This window comes from uncultured Ellagibacter sp., assembly GCF_934643285.1.
Lineage (GTDB): Bacteria > Actinomycetota > Coriobacteriia > Coriobacteriales > Eggerthellaceae > Ellagibacter.
In genome coordinates this window covers 277,826-294,362 of record NZ_CAKUBT010000001.1, presented here as the reverse complement: position 1 = coordinate 294,362, position 16,537 = coordinate 277,826, and the positions used below count along the sequence as shown (strand labels likewise).

Annotated in this window: 15 protein-coding genes; 14 read left to right on the top strand and 1 reads right to left on the bottom strand. The window is 62.1% G+C overall.

Annotated features, from left to right (window positions below):
* Nucleotides 1-13: 13 nt before the first annotated feature.
* The 7 genes from truB to rnhA all read left to right on the top strand — a co-directional run bounded on the left by truB (nucleotide 14) and on the right by rnhA (nucleotide 7,068).
* Nucleotides 14-1,033: a tRNA pseudouridine(55) synthase TruB gene (gene truB / locus Q0I65_RS01355; RefSeq protein ID WP_296058963.1), complete on the top strand. Its 1,020-nt coding sequence runs from the start codon at nucleotides 14-16 to the stop codon at nucleotides 1,031-1,033.
* Nucleotides 1,017-1,940 carry a riboflavin biosynthesis protein RibF gene (ribF, locus tag Q0I65_RS01350; protein WP_296058961.1) on the top strand — a complete coding sequence of 308 codons (924 nt, stop codon included), beginning with the start codon at nucleotides 1,017-1,019 and terminating at the stop codon, nucleotides 1,938-1,940. The genes truB and ribF overlap by 17 nt, the downstream gene beginning before the upstream one ends.
* Nucleotides 1,941-2,116: 176 nt before the next feature.
* Nucleotides 2,117-2,395: a twin-arginine translocase TatA/TatE family subunit gene (locus tag Q0I65_RS01345; RefSeq protein ID WP_296058959.1), complete on the top strand. Its 279-nt coding sequence runs from the start codon at nucleotides 2,117-2,119 to the stop codon at nucleotides 2,393-2,395.
* Between the two features lie 145 nt (nucleotides 2,396-2,540).
* Nucleotides 2,541-4,028 (top strand): helix-turn-helix transcriptional regulator, encoded by a 1,488-nt coding sequence (locus Q0I65_RS01340; protein WP_296058957.1) that lies wholly within the window; start codon nucleotides 2,541-2,543, stop codon nucleotides 4,026-4,028.
* Between the two features lie 106 nt (nucleotides 4,029-4,134).
* Nucleotides 4,135-4,389 carry a DUF6110 family protein gene (locus Q0I65_RS01335; protein ID WP_276996562.1) on the top strand — a complete coding sequence of 85 codons (255 nt, stop codon included), beginning with the start codon at nucleotides 4,135-4,137 and terminating at the stop codon, nucleotides 4,387-4,389.
* Nucleotides 4,390-4,401: 12 nt separating this feature from the next.
* A complete protein-coding gene (locus tag Q0I65_RS01330; RefSeq protein WP_296058953.1) occupies nucleotides 4,402-6,483 on the top strand; it encodes a heavy metal translocating P-type ATPase in 2,082 nt (693 codons plus the stop codon).
* 108 nt (nucleotides 6,484-6,591) lie between these two features.
* The gene (rnhA, locus tag Q0I65_RS01325; RefSeq protein WP_296058952.1) at nucleotides 6,592-7,068 is read left to right on the top strand and encodes a ribonuclease HI; all 477 of its coding nucleotides are present in this window, start codon (nucleotides 6,592-6,594) and stop codon (nucleotides 7,066-7,068) included.
* Here rnhA and Q0I65_RS01320 read toward each other — a convergent pair.
* Entirely contained in the window at nucleotides 7,065-8,294 is a 1,230-nt protein-coding gene (locus Q0I65_RS01320) for an HD domain-containing protein (protein ID WP_296058949.1), read from the bottom strand. The genes rnhA and Q0I65_RS01320 overlap by 4 nt on opposite strands.
* 218 nt (nucleotides 8,295-8,512) lie before the next feature.
* Here Q0I65_RS01320 and Q0I65_RS01315 point away from each other — a divergent pair, with 218 nt between their 5' ends.
* The 7 genes from Q0I65_RS01315 to Q0I65_RS01285 all read left to right on the top strand — a co-directional run bounded on the left by Q0I65_RS01315 (nucleotide 8,513) and on the right by Q0I65_RS01285 (nucleotide 16,537).
* Complete coding sequence (locus Q0I65_RS01315; protein ID WP_296058947.1) at nucleotides 8,513-9,232, top strand: hypothetical protein; 720 nt, start codon at nucleotides 8,513-8,515, stop codon at nucleotides 9,230-9,232.
* Between the two features lie 12 nt (nucleotides 9,233-9,244).
* Nucleotides 9,245-11,134 carry a DNA primase gene (dnaG, locus tag Q0I65_RS01310; protein ID WP_296058945.1) on the top strand — a complete coding sequence of 630 codons (1,890 nt, stop codon included), beginning with the start codon at nucleotides 9,245-9,247 and terminating at the stop codon, nucleotides 11,132-11,134.
* A 104-nt stretch (nucleotides 11,135-11,238) separates the two neighbouring features.
* On the top strand, nucleotides 11,239-11,676 hold the full coding sequence (locus Q0I65_RS01305; RefSeq protein WP_296058944.1) for an NfeD family protein: 438 nt from the start codon (nucleotides 11,239-11,241) through the stop codon (nucleotides 11,674-11,676).
* Nucleotides 11,677-11,702: 26 nt separating this feature from the next.
* Nucleotides 11,703-12,665, top strand: a complete 963-nt coding sequence (locus Q0I65_RS01300) for a stomatin-like protein (protein WP_158048483.1) — start codon at nucleotides 11,703-11,705, stop codon at nucleotides 12,663-12,665.
* 166 nt (nucleotides 12,666-12,831) lie between these two features.
* Nucleotides 12,832-13,374: a peptide deformylase gene (gene def, locus Q0I65_RS01295; protein ID WP_296058943.1), complete on the top strand. Its 543-nt coding sequence runs from the start codon at nucleotides 12,832-12,834 to the stop codon at nucleotides 13,372-13,374.
* Complete coding sequence (gene fmt, locus Q0I65_RS01290; protein ID WP_296058942.1) at nucleotides 13,375-14,334, top strand: methionyl-tRNA formyltransferase; 960 nt, start codon at nucleotides 13,375-13,377, stop codon at nucleotides 14,332-14,334. It begins immediately after the preceding gene.
* Entirely contained in the window at nucleotides 14,261-16,537 is a 2,277-nt protein-coding gene (locus Q0I65_RS01285; protein WP_296058940.1) for a transcription antitermination factor NusB, read from the top strand. Before fmt ends, Q0I65_RS01285 begins: the two co-directional genes overlap by 74 nt.

The following is a 16,537-nucleotide window of genomic DNA, read 5'->3' as shown; positions in this document are numbered from 1 at the left end:
TGAAGGGATATTCGTGGCTGCTAAGAGGGGACAATCGGGCCTTTCGCTCATCGTGGGGGTGGACAAACCCTCGGGTATGAGCTCGCATGACGTTGTCAATCGGGTTCGCCGTATCTTCGGGGAGCGTCGTGTCGGTCATACAGGGACGCTCGATCCTTTGGCGTCGGGGGTGCTCTGCGTTTGCGTGGGGCCGGCGACGAGGCTTGACAATTACATGGTCGGGCATGACAAGCACTATCGTGTTCGAATAGCCTTCGGGGTCGGCACCGACACGGACGATGTCGACGGCGAGCCCATCAAGTTCGGCTCGGTGCCGAGCGGCGCTTTCGAGGAATCGTTTGCGCTCGAGACGCTTGCGCGCTTCGTCGGACTCCAAAAGCAGCTCCCCCCTGCGTACTCCGCTGTCAAAGTTGGCGGCGTGAAGGCCTGCGATGCCGCGCGAAAAGGGCGGATCATCGAGTTGATGCCTCGCGATATAGAAGTGTACTCGGCGAAGCTTGCTGCGATCGTTCCTGGTGACAGGGACGTGCCTGTCTTTTGGGATGTCGATTTCCATGTCTCGAAGGGTACCTATATTCGAGCGCTCGCTCGCGATATTGGCGTCTCGATAGGTTGCCCCGCCCATGTGGCCGCGCTCCGACGGACGAGCGCGGGCCTTCTGACGCTCGATGACTGCGTGAGCCTCGACGTGCTTGAGCGCATGGGCGTCGATGCTTCGCTTGACCCGGTGAAGCTGCTCGGGTTCCGCTTCGCCTTTCTCGATGAGGCGGGTGCGCGTTTGGTGGCGAACGGCAATCAACTGCCCGCATCCGCGGTTGAGCTTTGCGAGCGCCGCCATGCAAGTGCCGCGAGCGAGCTGTGCGCCTGTACGGCGGGCGTGCGCCAAAGCTGCATGGCGCCCGAAGATGGCGAGCGAATCGCGGTAATCGTCGACAACAAGCTTGTGGGCATATATGCTTACGAGGAGCAACGGCAGCGCTACAATGCATGTTGCATTTTCCAGACAGGAGTGAGACGTGGCGGAGATATTTAACGTTGACGCGTCGTTCGATCGAAATCGATTCGACGGTGCGTGCTGCGCATTCGGTGTGTTCGATGGCGTCCATAAAGGACACCAAGCGCTTCTCTCGTGCGTGATCGAGGATGCCGCGAAGCGGGGGAGCGCCTCGTTCGCACTCACCTTCGACACCGACCCCGATGAGATGTTTCGCCCAAACGAGCTGAAAAAGCTCATGACCAACGAGGATCGCATTCAAGCGCTAGCTGCGTCGGGCGTCGACTACGTCGCAGTTTTGCCATTCACGCACGAGTTCGCGTCCTTGCCGCCCGAGGAGTTCCTTGCGTGGACCTTCGGGGAGCATGCGCCTGCGAGCATCCACGTCGGCTGCGGGTTCCGCTTCGGGGCTCGCGCGAAGGGCACCGAGGAGACGCTCGCTGCGTGGGGCTCGCGCCATGCGTGCGACGTTTCTGCGCATGAGCTTCTCTGCCTCGAAGGCGCTCCGGTGAGTGCGACTCGCATCAGGGGTCTTCTTTCCGAGGGCGCCGCTGAAGAAGCTTCAAGGCTCCTCGGTCGGCCTTGGAAGGTGTGCGGCACGGTCGTGTCCGGTCGCGGCGAGGGGGCGCAGATGGGTATCCGCACTGCCAATCTCCGCATCCCCGATAACCTTCGCTCCATCGGCGACGGTGTCTATGCGGCGTACGTCATCGTCGACGGAAAGCGCTATAAGGCCGCGGTCAACATGGGCGTTGCGGCGACGTTCGCCGATCGGGCGACCGCAAATTGCGAGGCGCATCTTATCGACTTCGACGGAGATATCTATGGTCACGAGATTGAGCTTGAGTTCATCGCGTGGCTGCGTCCGATGCGTGCCTTCGACGATGTCGACGAATTGATTGCTGCTATCACGTCGAACATTGAATGGGTTCGCGAGCATCTCTGATAGAGTTTTAGAATTTACCTATTTGACCTCGATAAATCCCTTTGTCATGCAAATACATGACAAAGGGACTTTCTTGTCATGCGGCAAAATCATGGGTTTGCGTGATGGCTAAGAGGCCTTTTCCGTCGCATAGTCGTGTCAACACGTTGGCAAGGCAATGCAAAAGGAGCATCGCAATGAAAATTCTCGGTATGGGAACCCCGGAACTTCTTATCATCCTCGTCGTCGTCCTGTTGATCTTCGGGCCGAAGAACCTCCCGAAGCTCGGCAGCGCGATCGGCAAGTCGGTGAAGGGCCTGCGCGAGGGCCTCGGGTCGGGCAAGAAGGCCGAAGAGGCGAGCGATGAGGCGGAGGTCGCCGAGAACCTCGTGGAATCCGAGGCGGACTCCGAAGAGCAGGAGGCACCGAAGACCACGAAGAAGCGTGTGGTGAAAAAGGTCGCTGCTGCCGAATAGCGAACCACCCAACGAACCTAACCTTCCCTTGGGCGCATGGACATCCGCTATGCGCCCTTTTTGATTTCACGGCGGGGTATTATCGAGGCTCCGTGCTTTACAATAGTGTCCGAAAAGATGGCCGTTCGACCGAAGGGAAGTTAGTGTGATCCAAGGTTCAAGCGACGCGAGGCGCGCTCGTTTTGCCATTCTGGGCTTCGCATCCTTCCAGGCCTGCGTCATCTCGCTTCTCTATATGGGATCTAACTGCTCTTTCTCCCTTGGGAATCTCGAACTGGAGCGCGGAGAGCTCCTGTTTCCCCTGCTGTTCATGGTCTGCACGCTCGTCGCTTGCACTTTTGCGCCGAATTCGGCCCGCGCGCGCCTGACTTCTGCCCCCGTCGTCATCGTCAGCTCGCTGCTCATGGTGGCGGGCTCGCTCACCGAGCAGCTGCTCGGCACCCACGATGGAACGCTTCTTGCCCTCGAAGGTCTGCTTGTGGGTGCTCCGTGCGGCATCGTATTCGCCGCCTGGGGCCGTGCGCTCGGAGGTTTCGAAATCGAGCAGTCCGTGCCCTGCGCCCTTATCGGGTCTGCGCTCGGCGCCGCTGTCTGCTTTCTCTTGGGCTCGGAGGCCCTTCCCCCTGAAGCTGAGCTCCTTATCGACGTCTTGCCTCTTTTGTCCCTCGCGTTTCTGCTCGCGATGCAGCGAATCGGCACCTCTCCGTCCAAACCTAAAGATGCGTCTATTAAGTCTGGTGCGCCGAAGAAGAACCGCTTCACGAGGCGCCTTCTTCTGGGAACGCTGCTCTTCGGCCTGGCCACGGGCATCATGCAGACGTACGGATCCGACCCTGGAATGGACGCGACGCCGACGCTTCCCGTTACGCTTGTGCTCTTCATCCTGTTCTGCCTTGCTGCTCTGCAGCTCTTTGGAGGCGAGGGGGCCAAGCCCGCCTTGAAGGACGCGCCCCGCCCAGAAGGCGGAATGCTCGCCGTTATCTCGCGCGGCGTCGCCTTCGTCCAGGGCAGCGACGCAGGCCCGCTTGGCGGCACCTATCGGCTCTCGGTGCTTTTGCTCATGGGCGGCTTCCTTTTCGTGGAGGTCCTCGGCGACATCGGCGTGCCCGGTGAGGCCGTCGCCATGTCGGGTTTTCTCTCGCTCATCGTCGTTTTGGTTTCGCTCTTCCTCGTCATGGGCAAAATCGACGGGGGAGACGCCGCGGTCACGTTCGGTCGGGGCTTCGCCGCGCTTTTTCTCGGCGAGTTCATGGGGCTTGTCGTCGGTAACTTCTTCGACGTCGCGTTTTTCGGAAGCGCGGCCTCCCATCTCATGTGCGCCCTTGCCGGATTGTGTGCCTTGATAGCCTATCTCTACCTGTTTACCGAGCGCGACTTCTCGGCGCTCTCCCAAGTCGCCATCACCCTCGACCGCTTCGACGCCACGTGCCGCAAGATCAGCAAGCAGGCTGGGCTTTCCCCCCGCGAGGCTGAGGTCTTGCCCCTTGCCCTCAAAGGCCGCACTGGCGAGCGCATCGCGAGTGAGCTTTGCATCTCGAAAAGCACGGTTGACACGCATTTGCGCCGCATCTATGCCAAATGCGGGGTCCACAACCGCCAAGAGCTTATCGACTTTGCGGAAAGCCATAGTTAACTTTTTGTGAATTCTTGTCATTCTTTGTTACACGCAGTTTACAATTCTTTTTGCTTGTTATCTTGGGCGAACTATGCAGCAACCCAAAACCAGAAAGGATTCCATCATGAAGAAGAAGACGTTCAACTCCCTGCTCGTTGGCGCTGGCTTTCTTGCCGGCACGGTCGGCGTGAAGGCACTCACCTCCAAGACTGCCAGGAAGTGCTACGTGCAGGGCGTCGCTAAAGGCCTGCAGGTGAAGCAAGGCTATCAGAACATCGTCGAAGAGGCGAAGGCCCAGGTCGACGACATCGTTGCCGAGGCGAACTACATTAACCTCGCCGAATCCGAGAAGGCTGAAGCCGCCAAGGACGAGCAGTAAAGAAGCCGCTCGATGAAATATACGATAGAGCATGAGATACCCGGGCGGATTCGCGTTCGGCTCTACGGTCGCGTGCCCGAAGCGGACGTCGATGCGCTCGAGTCGCTCATGGCGGCATGCCCCTGCGTGACGTCAGTCAACGTCTATCCGCGCATCGGGTCGCTCTCGGTCACTTTTGCAGGTGGAGATGAAGCGCGCGCTGCCGTCCTTTCCGCGATGGACGCCGTCGACGCGAAGTCCATCGAGAAGGCGAAGCTCGCGTGCCCGACGGCGCTTTCGGTCAGGACGCATTCCCTGCTGATGGACATCGCGCTGCTCGTCGGATCCCACTTCGCACGGAAATGGTTCCTTCCTGCGCCCTTGCGCGCCATTCATACGATCTGGCATTATCGCCTCTTCCTGAAGGCTGCCGTGAACTCGCTTCTCCATGCGCGACTCGATGTTCCCGTTCTCGATGCGGCGGCCATCGGGATTTCATTCGTGATGGGCGACTTCGCGACGGCGTCGTCAACGATGTTCTTGCTCGATTTGGGCGAGACGTTAGAAGACTACACGCGTGCGCGCTCGGAGAACCAGCTGATTTACTCCTTGCTCGGCGCGCCGGAGAATGCGCAGCTCGTCTGCGGCGACCAGGAAATGACCGTCCCCACCGCCAACCTGAAGGCGGGCGACCTGATCGCCGTGCGCACCGGCATGCCGGTAAGCGTCGACGGTGTGGTCGAGCGTGGTGTGGCCATGGTGAACCAGTCGACCCTGACCGGTGAGCCGCTTGCTGTCGAGCGCACGGTGGGAGACGACGTTTTCGCGGGTACCGCGTGCGAAGACGGCGAGATCTTCGTCCGCGTCAAGGCAGCGACGGGCGAGACGAAGCTTCGTTCCATCGTCTCGCTGGTCGAGCTGTCCCAAAGCATGAAAGCCGATGTCCAGACGAAGCGCGAGCGCTTGGCCGACCGCATCGTGCCGTGGAACTTCCTGCTCGCGGGCGTCGTCGCCCTTACCACGCGCAGCCTCGTGAAAACCTCAGCTGCACTCATGGTCGATTATTCGTGCGCGCTCAAGCTCACGGGGTCAATCTCAGTTTTGTCCGCCATGAGCCAGGCCGCCAAGGCGGGCTTCACGGTGAAGGGATCGAAGCATTTCGAGGCATTCGCCCAGGCCGACACGATCGTCTTCGACAAGACCGGCACGCTTACCGAGGCGCAACCCCAGGTGAAATGCGTTATCGCGCTCGACGGATGGAATCGGACCCAGGTCCTTCGCTTCGCGGCGTGCCTGGAAGAGCACTTCCCGCATCCCGTCGCGCGCGCCGTTGTTCGCGCCGCAGCCGAGAAGAACCTCAAACATCGCGAGCGCCATGCCGCCGTGGAGTACATCGTGGCGCACGGCATCGCGAGCTCGATCGACGGCAAGCGGGCGGTCATCGGGTCGAGGCACTTCGTCGTCGAGGACGAGAAGGTCGTCGTCGCCGACGAGGATCAGCGCAAAATCGACGCCGAGGCGAGCGATCTCTCGACGCTCTACCTCGCCGTCGACGGTGTGCTCGTGGGCGTCATCGGCATCGACGACCCCTTGAAGGCGGGTGTCTCGGAGGCGATTGGGAGCTTGCGCGACCTCGGCTTCGAGCGAATCATCATGTTGACGGGCGACAACGAGAAGACTGCCGCCCGCGTCGCACAGGCTGCGGGTATCACCGAATTCCGCGCCGATCTGCTTCCCGAGGACAAGCACGGGTTCGTGGAACAGCTGAAAAACGAGGGCTGCAAGGTGGTCATGGTGGGCGACGGGGTGAACGATTCCCCTGCGCTTTCCGCGGCCACGGTCGGCGTTGCCATGGGGCAGGGCACCGCAATCGCCAAGGAGGTCGCCGACATCACGCTCTCGGAGGGCGAACTGCATTCGCTCGTCCAGATGCGCATCCTCTCGCGTGGCCTCATGGGCCGCATGGACACCTCGTTTGCGCAGACCATCGCCTTCAATTCGGCGCTCTTAGCGCTCGGCATCGGCGGTATCATCACGCCGCAGACCTCGTCGCTTCTGCACAACGCATCGACGATCGCGCTCAGCATGCACAGCTCGCGTGCGTACAATCTCTAGAGCTTCGGCTTTGTGCCCTTCCCATCGCGAGATGGCTCGGGTATCGTAGACGAGGGCGGGAACCCGCAAAGGGCCCCGCCCTCGTTTTGCTTACGACGAAAGGACGGCATGAAAGTCACGATCTACACCGACGGCTCTTCGCGTGGAAACCCCGGCCCCGGCGGCTATGGCGCGGTGCTGCAGTTCGTCGACTCGGCGGGCAAGCTGCACGAGCGCGAGCTCTCGCAGGGGTATGCCACCACGACGAACAACCGCATGGAGCTGCTCGGGGTGATCGTCGCGCTCGAGGCGCTCAAGCGCCCGTGCACCGTCGAGGTCCATTCGGACTCGCAGTATGTGGTGAACGCCTTCAACCAGCATTGGGTCGAGGGCTGGCTTAAACGCGGTTGGAAGAACGCGAAGAAGGAGCCCGTCAAAAACTCCGACCTCTGGAAGCGCCTGCTCGAGGCGAAAAAGCCGCACGACGTGACCTTCGTGTGGGTGAAGGGTCATGCGGGCCATCCCGAAAACGAGCGCTGCGATGCGCTTGCGACCGCCGCAGCCGACGGCGCCAACCTTCTCGAAGATACCGGTTTTACCGGTTAGCGCAGGTCGGCGCAATAGCCGCGCAGCTGAACCCGGGTTGCCCGCTCGGGAAACAGGTGCGCGTAGAGCGCCATGAAGTAGCTGTCCGTCATGGAAGCGATGTAGTCGACCACAATCTGGTTCGGCTCCGTTGAGCCCACGTAGCGCTCGCGCGTGATCGAGCGCGACTTCCTCGCGAGATAATCGATATGGTGCCTGAATATCGCGGACTCCTCGCGCCCTTTGGTCAAATCGCCGAGAAGCTTCTCGTAGACCTCCTCGAACATCTCCCCGACGGTGATGCCGTCGCTTGCGGCGAGGCCCTCCTTGTTGTAGATGATCTCGTAGTTTTGCCGTTTCGCGCGCTTGAGGTCGTTAAACATCGCCTCGCTCATGGCGATGCGATCCTTGCCGTAGCTTTCGTTCACGATGTCGGCGGTGAGGTTGTTGATGATCTGCGCGTTCGCCTTGCCCATCACCGTTGACTCGAACTCGTCGAGCGAGGCGAGCGCGCCCATGTCCATCGCGTCTTGGCGGTCCTTGCCCACATATGCGATCATGTCGGCCACGCGCACGACGCAGCCCTCGAGCGTCGAGGGGCGCAGCGTGGAGATGACCTGCTCGTCGGCTGTGCACTCCTCGACAAGCGCGTCGAGCGCCTCGAACGTTCCCACATCCCCGCGCTTGAGCTCCTGCTGGGCGAACTCGCCGTTGTGGCAGAGCACACCGTCGAGCGTTTGCAGGCTCACGTTGCGGCGATAGAGCTGGTCGAGCACGCGCACGGAATGGACGTTGTGGTTGAAATAGCGATCGGTGCGCTCGTGGTAGCAGCGGGACAAGAACCGCTCGCCCGCATGCCCGAACGGCGTGTGCCCCAAATCGTGCCCGAGCGCGATGGCCTCGATGAGGTCGCAGTTCAGCCCGAGTAGCCGCCCGATTCCCCGTGCGACGCGGCTCACCAGCTGCACGTGCAGGCCGCGGCGGCAGATGTCGTCGTTCTCGACGAAGGAGAACACCTGCGTCTTGCCCGCATACCGGTTATAGGCAGGCATGTTCACAATCTTCTCGATGTCGCGCGCGAACGCGGGCCGTGCGATCGTCGCTGTGTCGTGCGGGTTCGGCTCGCGCCTGGCCACGTCCTCGTCGCGAAAGCGGTAGGGGCTCATTCGCCCCGCCGCGCGGTCGGCGAGAATCTCTGCCTCGATTGCCGGGTCGATCGTCAGATAGGGTATGGAATCCTTCGACATGGTTGCCTTCCTTCTCGCGGCGGGTGCGACCCTGCCGTGAAGACGAGCGCTCGCCGCGCTTTCCTTGTTTGCCGCCATTGTAGCAGTGACGCGCGCATTCGGATCGGGTTGTAGGCGCACTGCGCATTTGGCCGCGCTCGCGGGGCGGGCGTTCGTCGGTCGTGCTACCATATCCCATTGTTTAGCAAGCACCGTATACCAGCTGAGGGGAAGCGCCAATGCCGTGGGTTTTGATCATACTGATCGTCGTCGTCGCAATCGGCCTGTTCGGGTTTTTGTCGTCTAAGGTCGACGAGCTCTCCGGAATCGGCCGCGAGCATGCTGCGGGGTCGTTCCGCTGGCCGCACGGCAAGGTCGTCCGCACGCGTATCCTTTCTGCGGAAAAGGAGCATGAACGCGGTGAGATTGCGAAGAAAGTGCTGCTCCCGTGCATCGTCATCGCAGCCATCTGCGCGATATTCACCATGTTCGGGCCAATCGTCTCCTACGGCAACGTGCTTACCGTGGTATCGCTTCTCGCATCGCTCGTCATCGCGACCCTCGTCTGCGGGAAAAACGATGCCGGCCGCGCATTCTGCTACGCGGTGGTGGGCCTTGGCATCGCCTGCACCGTCCTCATCCTGATCACGAGCGCCTACGTGTCGGTTTCCACCGCCGAAGTGAACGCTTTCACGGCCATCTTCGGGGCCGTGGGCGCCTCGGTGGGGGCTGCGATCCTTCCCGCGCGCGTCACCTTCGCCCGCGAGTTCGCCGACGAGACCGTCGGTTGCGTGCGCCTCTCCCAGCGCACGGCGGCGGCTGCGCTTCTGCTCGATCTGCAGGATAAGGAATGGGAAGTCCCCGAGCACGTGAGGGAGCAGGCGAAGCGCCTCGAGAAGCGAAGCAAGCCCGCCCCTGCGGCCGCTTCCGATCCTGCCCAGCGAAAAGACGAAGAGTAGGCGGGGCATCCTATGCCCGGCGGGCGCATAACCGATGAGGACATCCAGAAGGTTCGCGACGCGAGCGACATCGTTGCCGTGTTCAGCGAGCGCGTTCCCGTGAAGCAGCGCGGCCGAGACTTCTGGTGCTGCTGTCCCTTCCATAACGAGAAATCACCTTCGTGCAAGATCGATCCGGCGCTGCAGCTGTGGCACTGTTTCGGTTGCGGAGAGGGCGGGGACGTGTTCGCGTTCATCATGAAGGCGGAAGACCTCTCGTTTCCCGAGGCGGTCCATAGGCTCGCCGAGCGCGCGCATATCGACATCGTCGAAGTTGGCGGCAAGCCTGCGGCACCCGCGAGTAAGAAGGCGCGCCTGAAAGACATCTGCAAGGCGACCGCTGAGTTTTACCATCTCCAGCTCATGCGCTTGAAGTCGCCCGAGGCGTCGGCTGCGCGCGAGTACCTTTCGGGACGCGACTTGGGCGGCAAGGTCCCAAACGATTGGAACTTGGGGTTCGCTCCCGGGCGCGGTGTGCTCACGCGCCATCTTTCCTCGAAGGGCTTCAAGGCCGACGAGATGGTCGAGGCGAACGTGTGCAGCCGTGATTCCCAGGGCAAGCTGCGCGACCGTTTCTACAACCGCATCATGTTCCCCATAAACGACGTGGCGGGCGATTGTATCGCGTTCGGCGGGCGTGTCGTCGGGAAGGGGGAGCCGAAATACCTCAACTCCCAGGAGACGCCGCTGTTCCACAAGTCGCAGGTGCTCTACGGCCTTGACAAGGCGAAAGTCGCCATGGCATCGAGCGGAGTTGCCATCGTGTGCGAAGGCTACACCGACGTCATCGCGCTTCACGAAGGGGGAGTGCGCAACGCGGTGGCCACGCTCGGCACGGCGCTCACCATGCGCCACATCCGCATTCTCGGTCGTCATGCGCAAAAGAAGATCGTCTATCTCTTCGACGGTGACGCCGCAGGTCAGAAGGCGGCCGACCGCGCGCTGGAGTTCATCGACTCCTCGATGACGCCCGAGGCGGGTAAAACGAGGATCGAGCTGTGCGCCGTCACCCTGCCCGACAACCTCGACCCCGCCGAGTACATGGCCTCGCACACTGCCGTCGAGCTTGAGGAGCTCATCGAGCACGCGCAGCCGCTTTTGAAGTACGGTATCGATCGTCGCCTTGCCGCGCACGACCTCTCGAGCGCAGAGGGCAGGTCCGCCGCGCTCGCATCGGCGCTCTCGGTGCTCGCCCCCATCAAAGACTCCCTGCTCGCGAAGGACTACGCCATCCAAATAGCCGGGCGTACCCGCGCTCGCGAGGAAGATGTGCTCGAGGCGCTCTCGAAGCTTGCGCCCCCTGCGCGCTACGGCGAAGCGGCAGATGAGGAAGCGGCGACTCAAGCCCCCGTTCCCGTCCAAGCGTCGCAGCGTCGGGCGCTTTCGAAGACCGAGCTCAATCGTCTGCGCCTTGAGCGCGAGCTTCTCAGCGTGCTCGCCCAAAGCCCGCTTATCGCGCTTGCCCATGCGGATTCCCTCGCGCAGACCAAGTGGCACGACCCGCTGCATTCCGCCATCGCGTCGAGCATTCTCGACACGCTCATGTCCGATCCTGCCGCAAGCGCTGCGGCGATCGTGTCGAACGCGGCTGCCGTCGATGGCCGTGCTGGGCGTGTTCTCACTGCGGGGGGCAACTCCACCGAGACGGCGTCCCCCGAAGAGATCGCACGCTTCCTCGCCGAAGAACTTGCCATCGGCGATGCCGAGGACGCGATCGAGGAGCTCCGCTGTCAACTTGCCGACGAGTCGCTTAAAGGGACCGAGGAATACGACTTTCTTTTCCAGGCCACGACGGCGCTTCAAAAGGAGCTGCTCGAGAAGCGCCTTGCCCACAAGCCCGTCGCGCACGAAGGCCGTCTGTAGTATGCAACCAGTTGCAAAACCCCGTAAAGTCTTGCCTGCGGTGCATCGATGCGGAAATACGCTCTGGTATAATTAGGCATGCTTGTGAATAAGGAGGTGCACCAATGTCTCATATGGTTCTTTGGCTCGTCGTGGCCGCCGTCATGGCCCTTATCGAGGCCTTCTCGTTCGGTCTCATCACGATGTGGTTCGTCGTCGGCGCGCTCGTTGCCTTCGTCGCCGATCTGCTCGGTGCGAGCTTCGTCGTGCAGATTGTCCTGTTCCTTGTGGTCTCGGTGCTCTGCCTCGTTCTCCTTCGTCCCGTCGTCGTGAAGCACCGCAACCGCGGGCACTCGGCTGAGCCTACGCTCGTTGGCGAGCGCGGCGTCGTGTGCGAGACGATCGACAACGACGGGCTGACGGGCAGGGTCGAGCTTTCCGACCATATGACTTGGTCGGCGCGCTCTGCTACGGGGGAGGTCCTTCCCATGGGCATGCGCGTCGAGGTCGTTGCCCAGGTGTCCATCAAGCTCATCGTCAAACCCTGTGAACCGGAAGCGTAAACCGTCCGCTATCGAAAGGAAACGCTATGCCACTGCTCACCTTCCTCATCGTGCTCGTCGTCATCGTGGTGGTCTTGGCCGTCACCTGCGTGAAGATCGTTCCGCAGGCTGAAGCCGCCATCGTCGAGCGTCTGGGATCGTATCTCACCACCTGGAACAACGGCCTCCACATCAAGGTTCCCTTCATCGACCATGTGCGCATGGGGATCTCGCTCAAGGAGCAGGTCTTCGATTTCCCGCCGCAGCCGGTCATCACGAAGGACAACGTCACGATCTCGATCGACACGGTCGTCTTCTTCAAGATTCTCGACCCGAAGCTCTTTTGCTACGGCGTGGAGAACCCCATCGTCGCTATTGAGAACCTCTCCGCGACCACGATCCGCAACATTATCGGCGAGCTCGACCTCGACACGACGCTCGTCTCCCGCGACACGATCAACGCAAAGATGCGCTCCATCCTCGATGAGGCGACAGACGCGTGGGGCATCAAAGTCAACCGCGTCGAGGTGAAAAACATCACGCCGCCTGCCGCCATCCAGCAGGCGATGGAGAAGCAGATGAAGGCCGAGCGAGAGAAGCGCGAGGCGGTGCTTTTGGCAGAGGGCCAGAAGCAGAGCGCCATCACGGTCGCCGAGGGCGAGAAGCAGGCGCAGATCCTCTCCGCCGAAGCCGAGAAGCAGGCAATCATCCTCGCTGCGGAAGCTGAGAAGGAAAAGCAGATCCGCGAGGCGGAAGGCGAGGCCGAGGCAATTCGCAACGTCCAGCGTGCAACCGCAGAGGGCATCGCGATGGTGCGCGAGGCGGGCGCCGACAACGCCGTTTTGACGCTTCAGGCATACGAGGCCCTGAAGTGCGTCGCGAATGGCCGCGCGACCAAGCTCATCATCCCCTCCGATATCCAGGGAATCGCCGGCCTTGCGGCGTCGATCAAGGAAATAGTGACCGACGACCCCAACGCCCCGAAGCAAAGCGAGACGCCGAACGCGTAGGCGCGTTTTGGACCTCACGTGGGCCCGCATCCCGTAGATTTGTGTTCGTTTCCCGCTCAACCTGGCACTTCGGGTGGACAGGCGCGGGCGTGCTTGCCACAATGTCGCAAGCGAAAAAGTCGGGCGCGCTCTATCTGCGCGCCCGCATGTCAATCGAATAAAGGACGTGTTGCCAGTGGTCAGTATCGTTATTGCCCCCGACCCGCTTCTTCGCCAGGTGTGCGAGCCGTGCACGCCGGGCGACTACAGCTTGAAAAAGCTCGCCAAGCAGATGGCGAGAGCTATGTACAACAACAATGGTTGCGGAATTGCAGCTCCGCAGGTCGGCGTGACGAAGCGCCTGATTGTCATCGATGTTGACGACTCCAATGAGCAAAACCCCATCGTTTTGGTCAACCCCGAGATTATGGAGCTCAAAGGCGAGCCCGAGACGCAGGGCGAAGGCTGCCTGTCCTGCCCTGGCATCACCGTTCCCGTTTCGCGCAAGCCCTGGGCCCGCGTTCGCTATTACGACCTCGACGGAGAGTTGTGGGAAATCGAAGGCGACGGTCTTCTCGGGCGCTGCCTTCAGCATGAGATCGATCACTTGAACGGACGCACGCTTTTCGAGTCCTGCGACCCCCTGACGCGCATCCGCGCGCTCGAAGCCTACGACGAGGCGCGCAAGAAGGGCGCCAAGCCGGGCGACACCTCCATCGAGGTGGATTGAATGCGCATCGTCTTCATGGGCACGCCGAACTTCGCGGCAACCATCCTTGAGGATCTCTCGCAGCACTACAACGTCGTCGCCGCGTACACGCGCCCCGATGCTGTTCGCGGACGGGGCAAAAAGCTCGTCGCATCCCCGGTGAAGGAAACCGCGATGAGCCTCGGTATTCCTGTCGAGCAGCCGACGACCTTCAAAGACCCCGAGGCCATCGCCACGCTTGAGCAGTATCGGCCCGACTTCATCATCGTTGCGGCATACGGCATGATCCTGCCCGTCGAAGTTCTCGAGTGCCCTACGTATCATTGCCTGAACGTGCACGCCTCGCTTCTGCCCCGCTGGAGGGGCGCGGCTCCTATCGAGCATGCGATCCTCGCCGATGACGAGGAGACGGGCGTGTGCATCATGAGCATGGAGGAAGGCCTCGACACCGGCCCCTTCTGCGTATGCCGGACCCTCGACGTGGGGGAGAAGACCCTTCCTGTGCTTGCTGACGAACTTGCGAACTTGGGTTCGCATGCCCTTTTGACGGCGATCATGCAGATCCTGCGCGGGCAAGAGCGCTGGGTCGTGCAGAAGGAATCGGACGCTACGTATGCCCATAAGATCGAGAAGGGCGAGCTCGATTTGGACCCGGCACTCGGCGTCGACCTGCTTGTTCGCCGCGTCCGCGCAGCGAGCGCGGGTCATCCGAGCAAATGCTTGGTGCTCGGCAAGGGCGCGACGATCATCGACGCATGCCGCGCCGATTACGACGAGCAGGGAAAGGCTGCGGCAAGCGGGCTTGGTGCGGGGCAGGTGCGCTTCGCCTCGAAGCGGCTTCTGCTTGGGTGTGCCGACGGCACGCTCGAGGTCTTCCGCTTGAAACCAGATGGAAAGAAAGAAATGGATGCCCAGGCATTCGCGGCGGGAGCTGCGGCGCTTCATGGGCACGACGGAGAATGGACGGCGCAACATGCCTGATGGCAACAACCAGCATAACGAAGAACATCGCGGCAACGGCGACGCGAAGCGCCAGGGATCGCAAGATCGCCGCGGCCGCTCGAACTCAGGTTCCTACGGTTCGAAGGGAAACGGCGACCGCAGAGGTTCCTATAAGGGCTCGCGCGACGGCGGAAAAGGCGGCAAGGGCGGCTATGGCAAGCGCGACTCGCGCGGCGGTTCCTCCCGCGATGGCGAGCATCGTTCCCGCAAGCCCTTCGACAATGAGCGCTCCGATGACCGCAAATCCTACGGTAAGCGCGGCGATGACCGTCGCTCGGGAGGCAAGTCCTTCTCGAAGCAAGGGGACGGCAACCGCAAGCCCTACGGCAAGCGAGACGACAATCGAAAGCCTTACGGCAAGCGGGATGACGATCGTAGGCGCGACGGCGAGCGCAAATTTGAAAAACGTGACGGCGATCGTAAGCCATTCAATAAACATGATGGCGACCACAAGCCTTACGGCAAGCGCGATGATAACCGCAAGCCCTACGAAAAGCGCGATGGCGCAGCGCGTGATTTCGACCGCGCTCCTCGCGGCGACGCCCCCTTCAAGAAAGATCGCGCCGACGATCGCGGCTTCTCGCGCAAAGACGCAGGCGAGCATCGCGGCTTCGAACGCCGCGGGCCGTGGCGTCCCAACGAGCAGAATGCTGCCCTCGCCGAGGGTCGCGAGCCGCAGGAAGGCGTCTATCGCGGTGAGCTCGAGCTTGACGAGAACGGCGAGCTTAAGTACCGCAATCGTCCCAAGGGCGGTGAGCGCCGCGGTGCGAAGCACTCCTTCGGCGACAAGCCCCGCACGAGCGGCGTCGTCCACAAGGATTCCGAGCGCAGCGCCTCCCCAGCTCGCCAGGCAGCTCTGCGCGTGACGTCGATCGTCCGTGAGCGCGATGCCTTCGCTCAGGAGCTTATCCACAAGTACATCGATTCCTCCCGCATGTCCCGCGAGGACCGCGCGTTCGCAACGCGTCTCACGCTCGGCGTGGTGAGCTCGTACGGCACGCTCGACGACGTCATCAACCGCTGCCTCGACCGCATAAGCGACATCGACGACGACGTGCGCGACGCGCTGCGCATCTCGACCTACGAGATTATCTTCCTGAAGAAGGAGCCGCATGCCGCGGTAAGCCAGGGCGTCGAGCTGGTGAAGACAATCGCACCGAAGGCGTCCGGCCTGGCGAATGCAGTTTTACGCCGCATCGCCGACAAGGCGCACAAGTTCCCCTTCGGCGACCCTCGCACCGACATCGAGGCGTTTGCGCGCCTGCATGCCTTCCCCGAGTGGCTCGCCAAGCGGGCGCTGCTCGACTTAGGCCCCGATGCCACGCGCGATTACCTCGCGGGGTCGAACGAGCCGGCACCCCTGTTCGTCGCGATCAACGCGGCGAAGGCGGACGAGTCCGAGGTTGTCGAGACGATCGTGGCGGCCCACGGCGATCCGGTGGCCGTGTCGGTCAACGGCGAGGACATTCCCGGGTGCTATTGCCTCTCCGAGGGGCGCGTGCTCTTCGACGGGCGTGTCCGCCATATGATCCAGACCGGCCAGCTCCTCGTCTCCGACGCGTCGTCCCAGCAGATCGCGCGCCTTGTGCTTCCCGAAGAGAAGCCCGCGTCGCTTCTTGAGGTCGGCGCCGGCCGCGGGACGAAGACCGTCCTCATCCAAAGCGACGCTCAGCGCCGCTACGGCTCGCAGATCGACGAGTACGTGACCGTCGACAACCTGGAGTTCAAGACGAACATTACCGCCGAGCGCGCGGAGGAATACGGCATCCACGTTTCCGAATCGATCACCGGCGACGCGACGGCGCTCGATGACGTGGTGGGCGAGCGTGCCTTCGACGTCGTGTTCATCGATGCCCCGTGCTCGGGCCTGGGCACGCTGCGCCGCCACCCGGAGATCCGCTGGCGCTTGAACCCCGAGAAGATCGACGAGTTTGCAAAGACTGGCTTGGCGCTCCTGAAGTCCGCCTCGACCCATGTTGCCCCAGGCGGCAGCATCGTCTTCTCCACGTGCACCATCACGCGCGCCGAGAACATCGATGTCGTGAAGGCGTTCCTCGCAAGCGACGAGGGGACTTCGTTCGCCTTGGCCCCGATCGGTGGGGCGCCGTGCTTCAACCCGGCGCTCAAGCCGGGCTCGCCCGATGCCCACTTCGCCGTGCGGCTTCTGAAGGCGGCGGAATAA

Coding starts and splice junctions, on each gene's coding strand:
- Q0I65_RS01345 (WP_296058959.1), top strand. CDS start 2,117: ATGAAAATTCTCGGTATGGGAACCCCGGAACTTCTTATCATCCTCGTC.
- Q0I65_RS01335 (WP_276996562.1), top strand. CDS start 4,135: ATGAAGAAGAAGACGTTCAACTCCCTGCTCGTTGGCGCTGGCTTTCTT.
- Q0I65_RS01330 (WP_296058953.1), top strand. CDS start 4,402: ATGAAATATACGATAGAGCATGAGATACCCGGGCGGATTCGCGTTCGG.
- rnhA (WP_296058952.1), top strand. CDS start 6,592: ATGAAAGTCACGATCTACACCGACGGCTCTTCGCGTGGAAACCCCGGC.
- Q0I65_RS01320 (WP_296058949.1), bottom strand. CDS start 8,294: ATGTCGAAGGATTCCATACCCTATCTGACGATCGACCCGGCAATCGAG.
- Q0I65_RS01315 (WP_296058947.1), top strand. CDS start 8,513: ATGCCGTGGGTTTTGATCATACTGATCGTCGTCGTCGCAATCGGCCTG.
- dnaG (WP_296058945.1), top strand. CDS start 9,245: ATGCCCGGCGGGCGCATAACCGATGAGGACATCCAGAAGGTTCGCGAC.
- Q0I65_RS01305 (WP_296058944.1), top strand. CDS start 11,239: ATGTCTCATATGGTTCTTTGGCTCGTCGTGGCCGCCGTCATGGCCCTT.
- Q0I65_RS01300 (WP_158048483.1), top strand. CDS start 11,703: ATGCCACTGCTCACCTTCCTCATCGTGCTCGTCGTCATCGTGGTGGTC.
- fmt (WP_296058942.1), top strand. CDS start 13,375: ATGCGCATCGTCTTCATGGGCACGCCGAACTTCGCGGCAACCATCCTT.
- Q0I65_RS01285 (WP_296058940.1), top strand. CDS start 14,261: ATGCCCAGGCATTCGCGGCGGGAGCTGCGGCGCTTCATGGGCACGACG.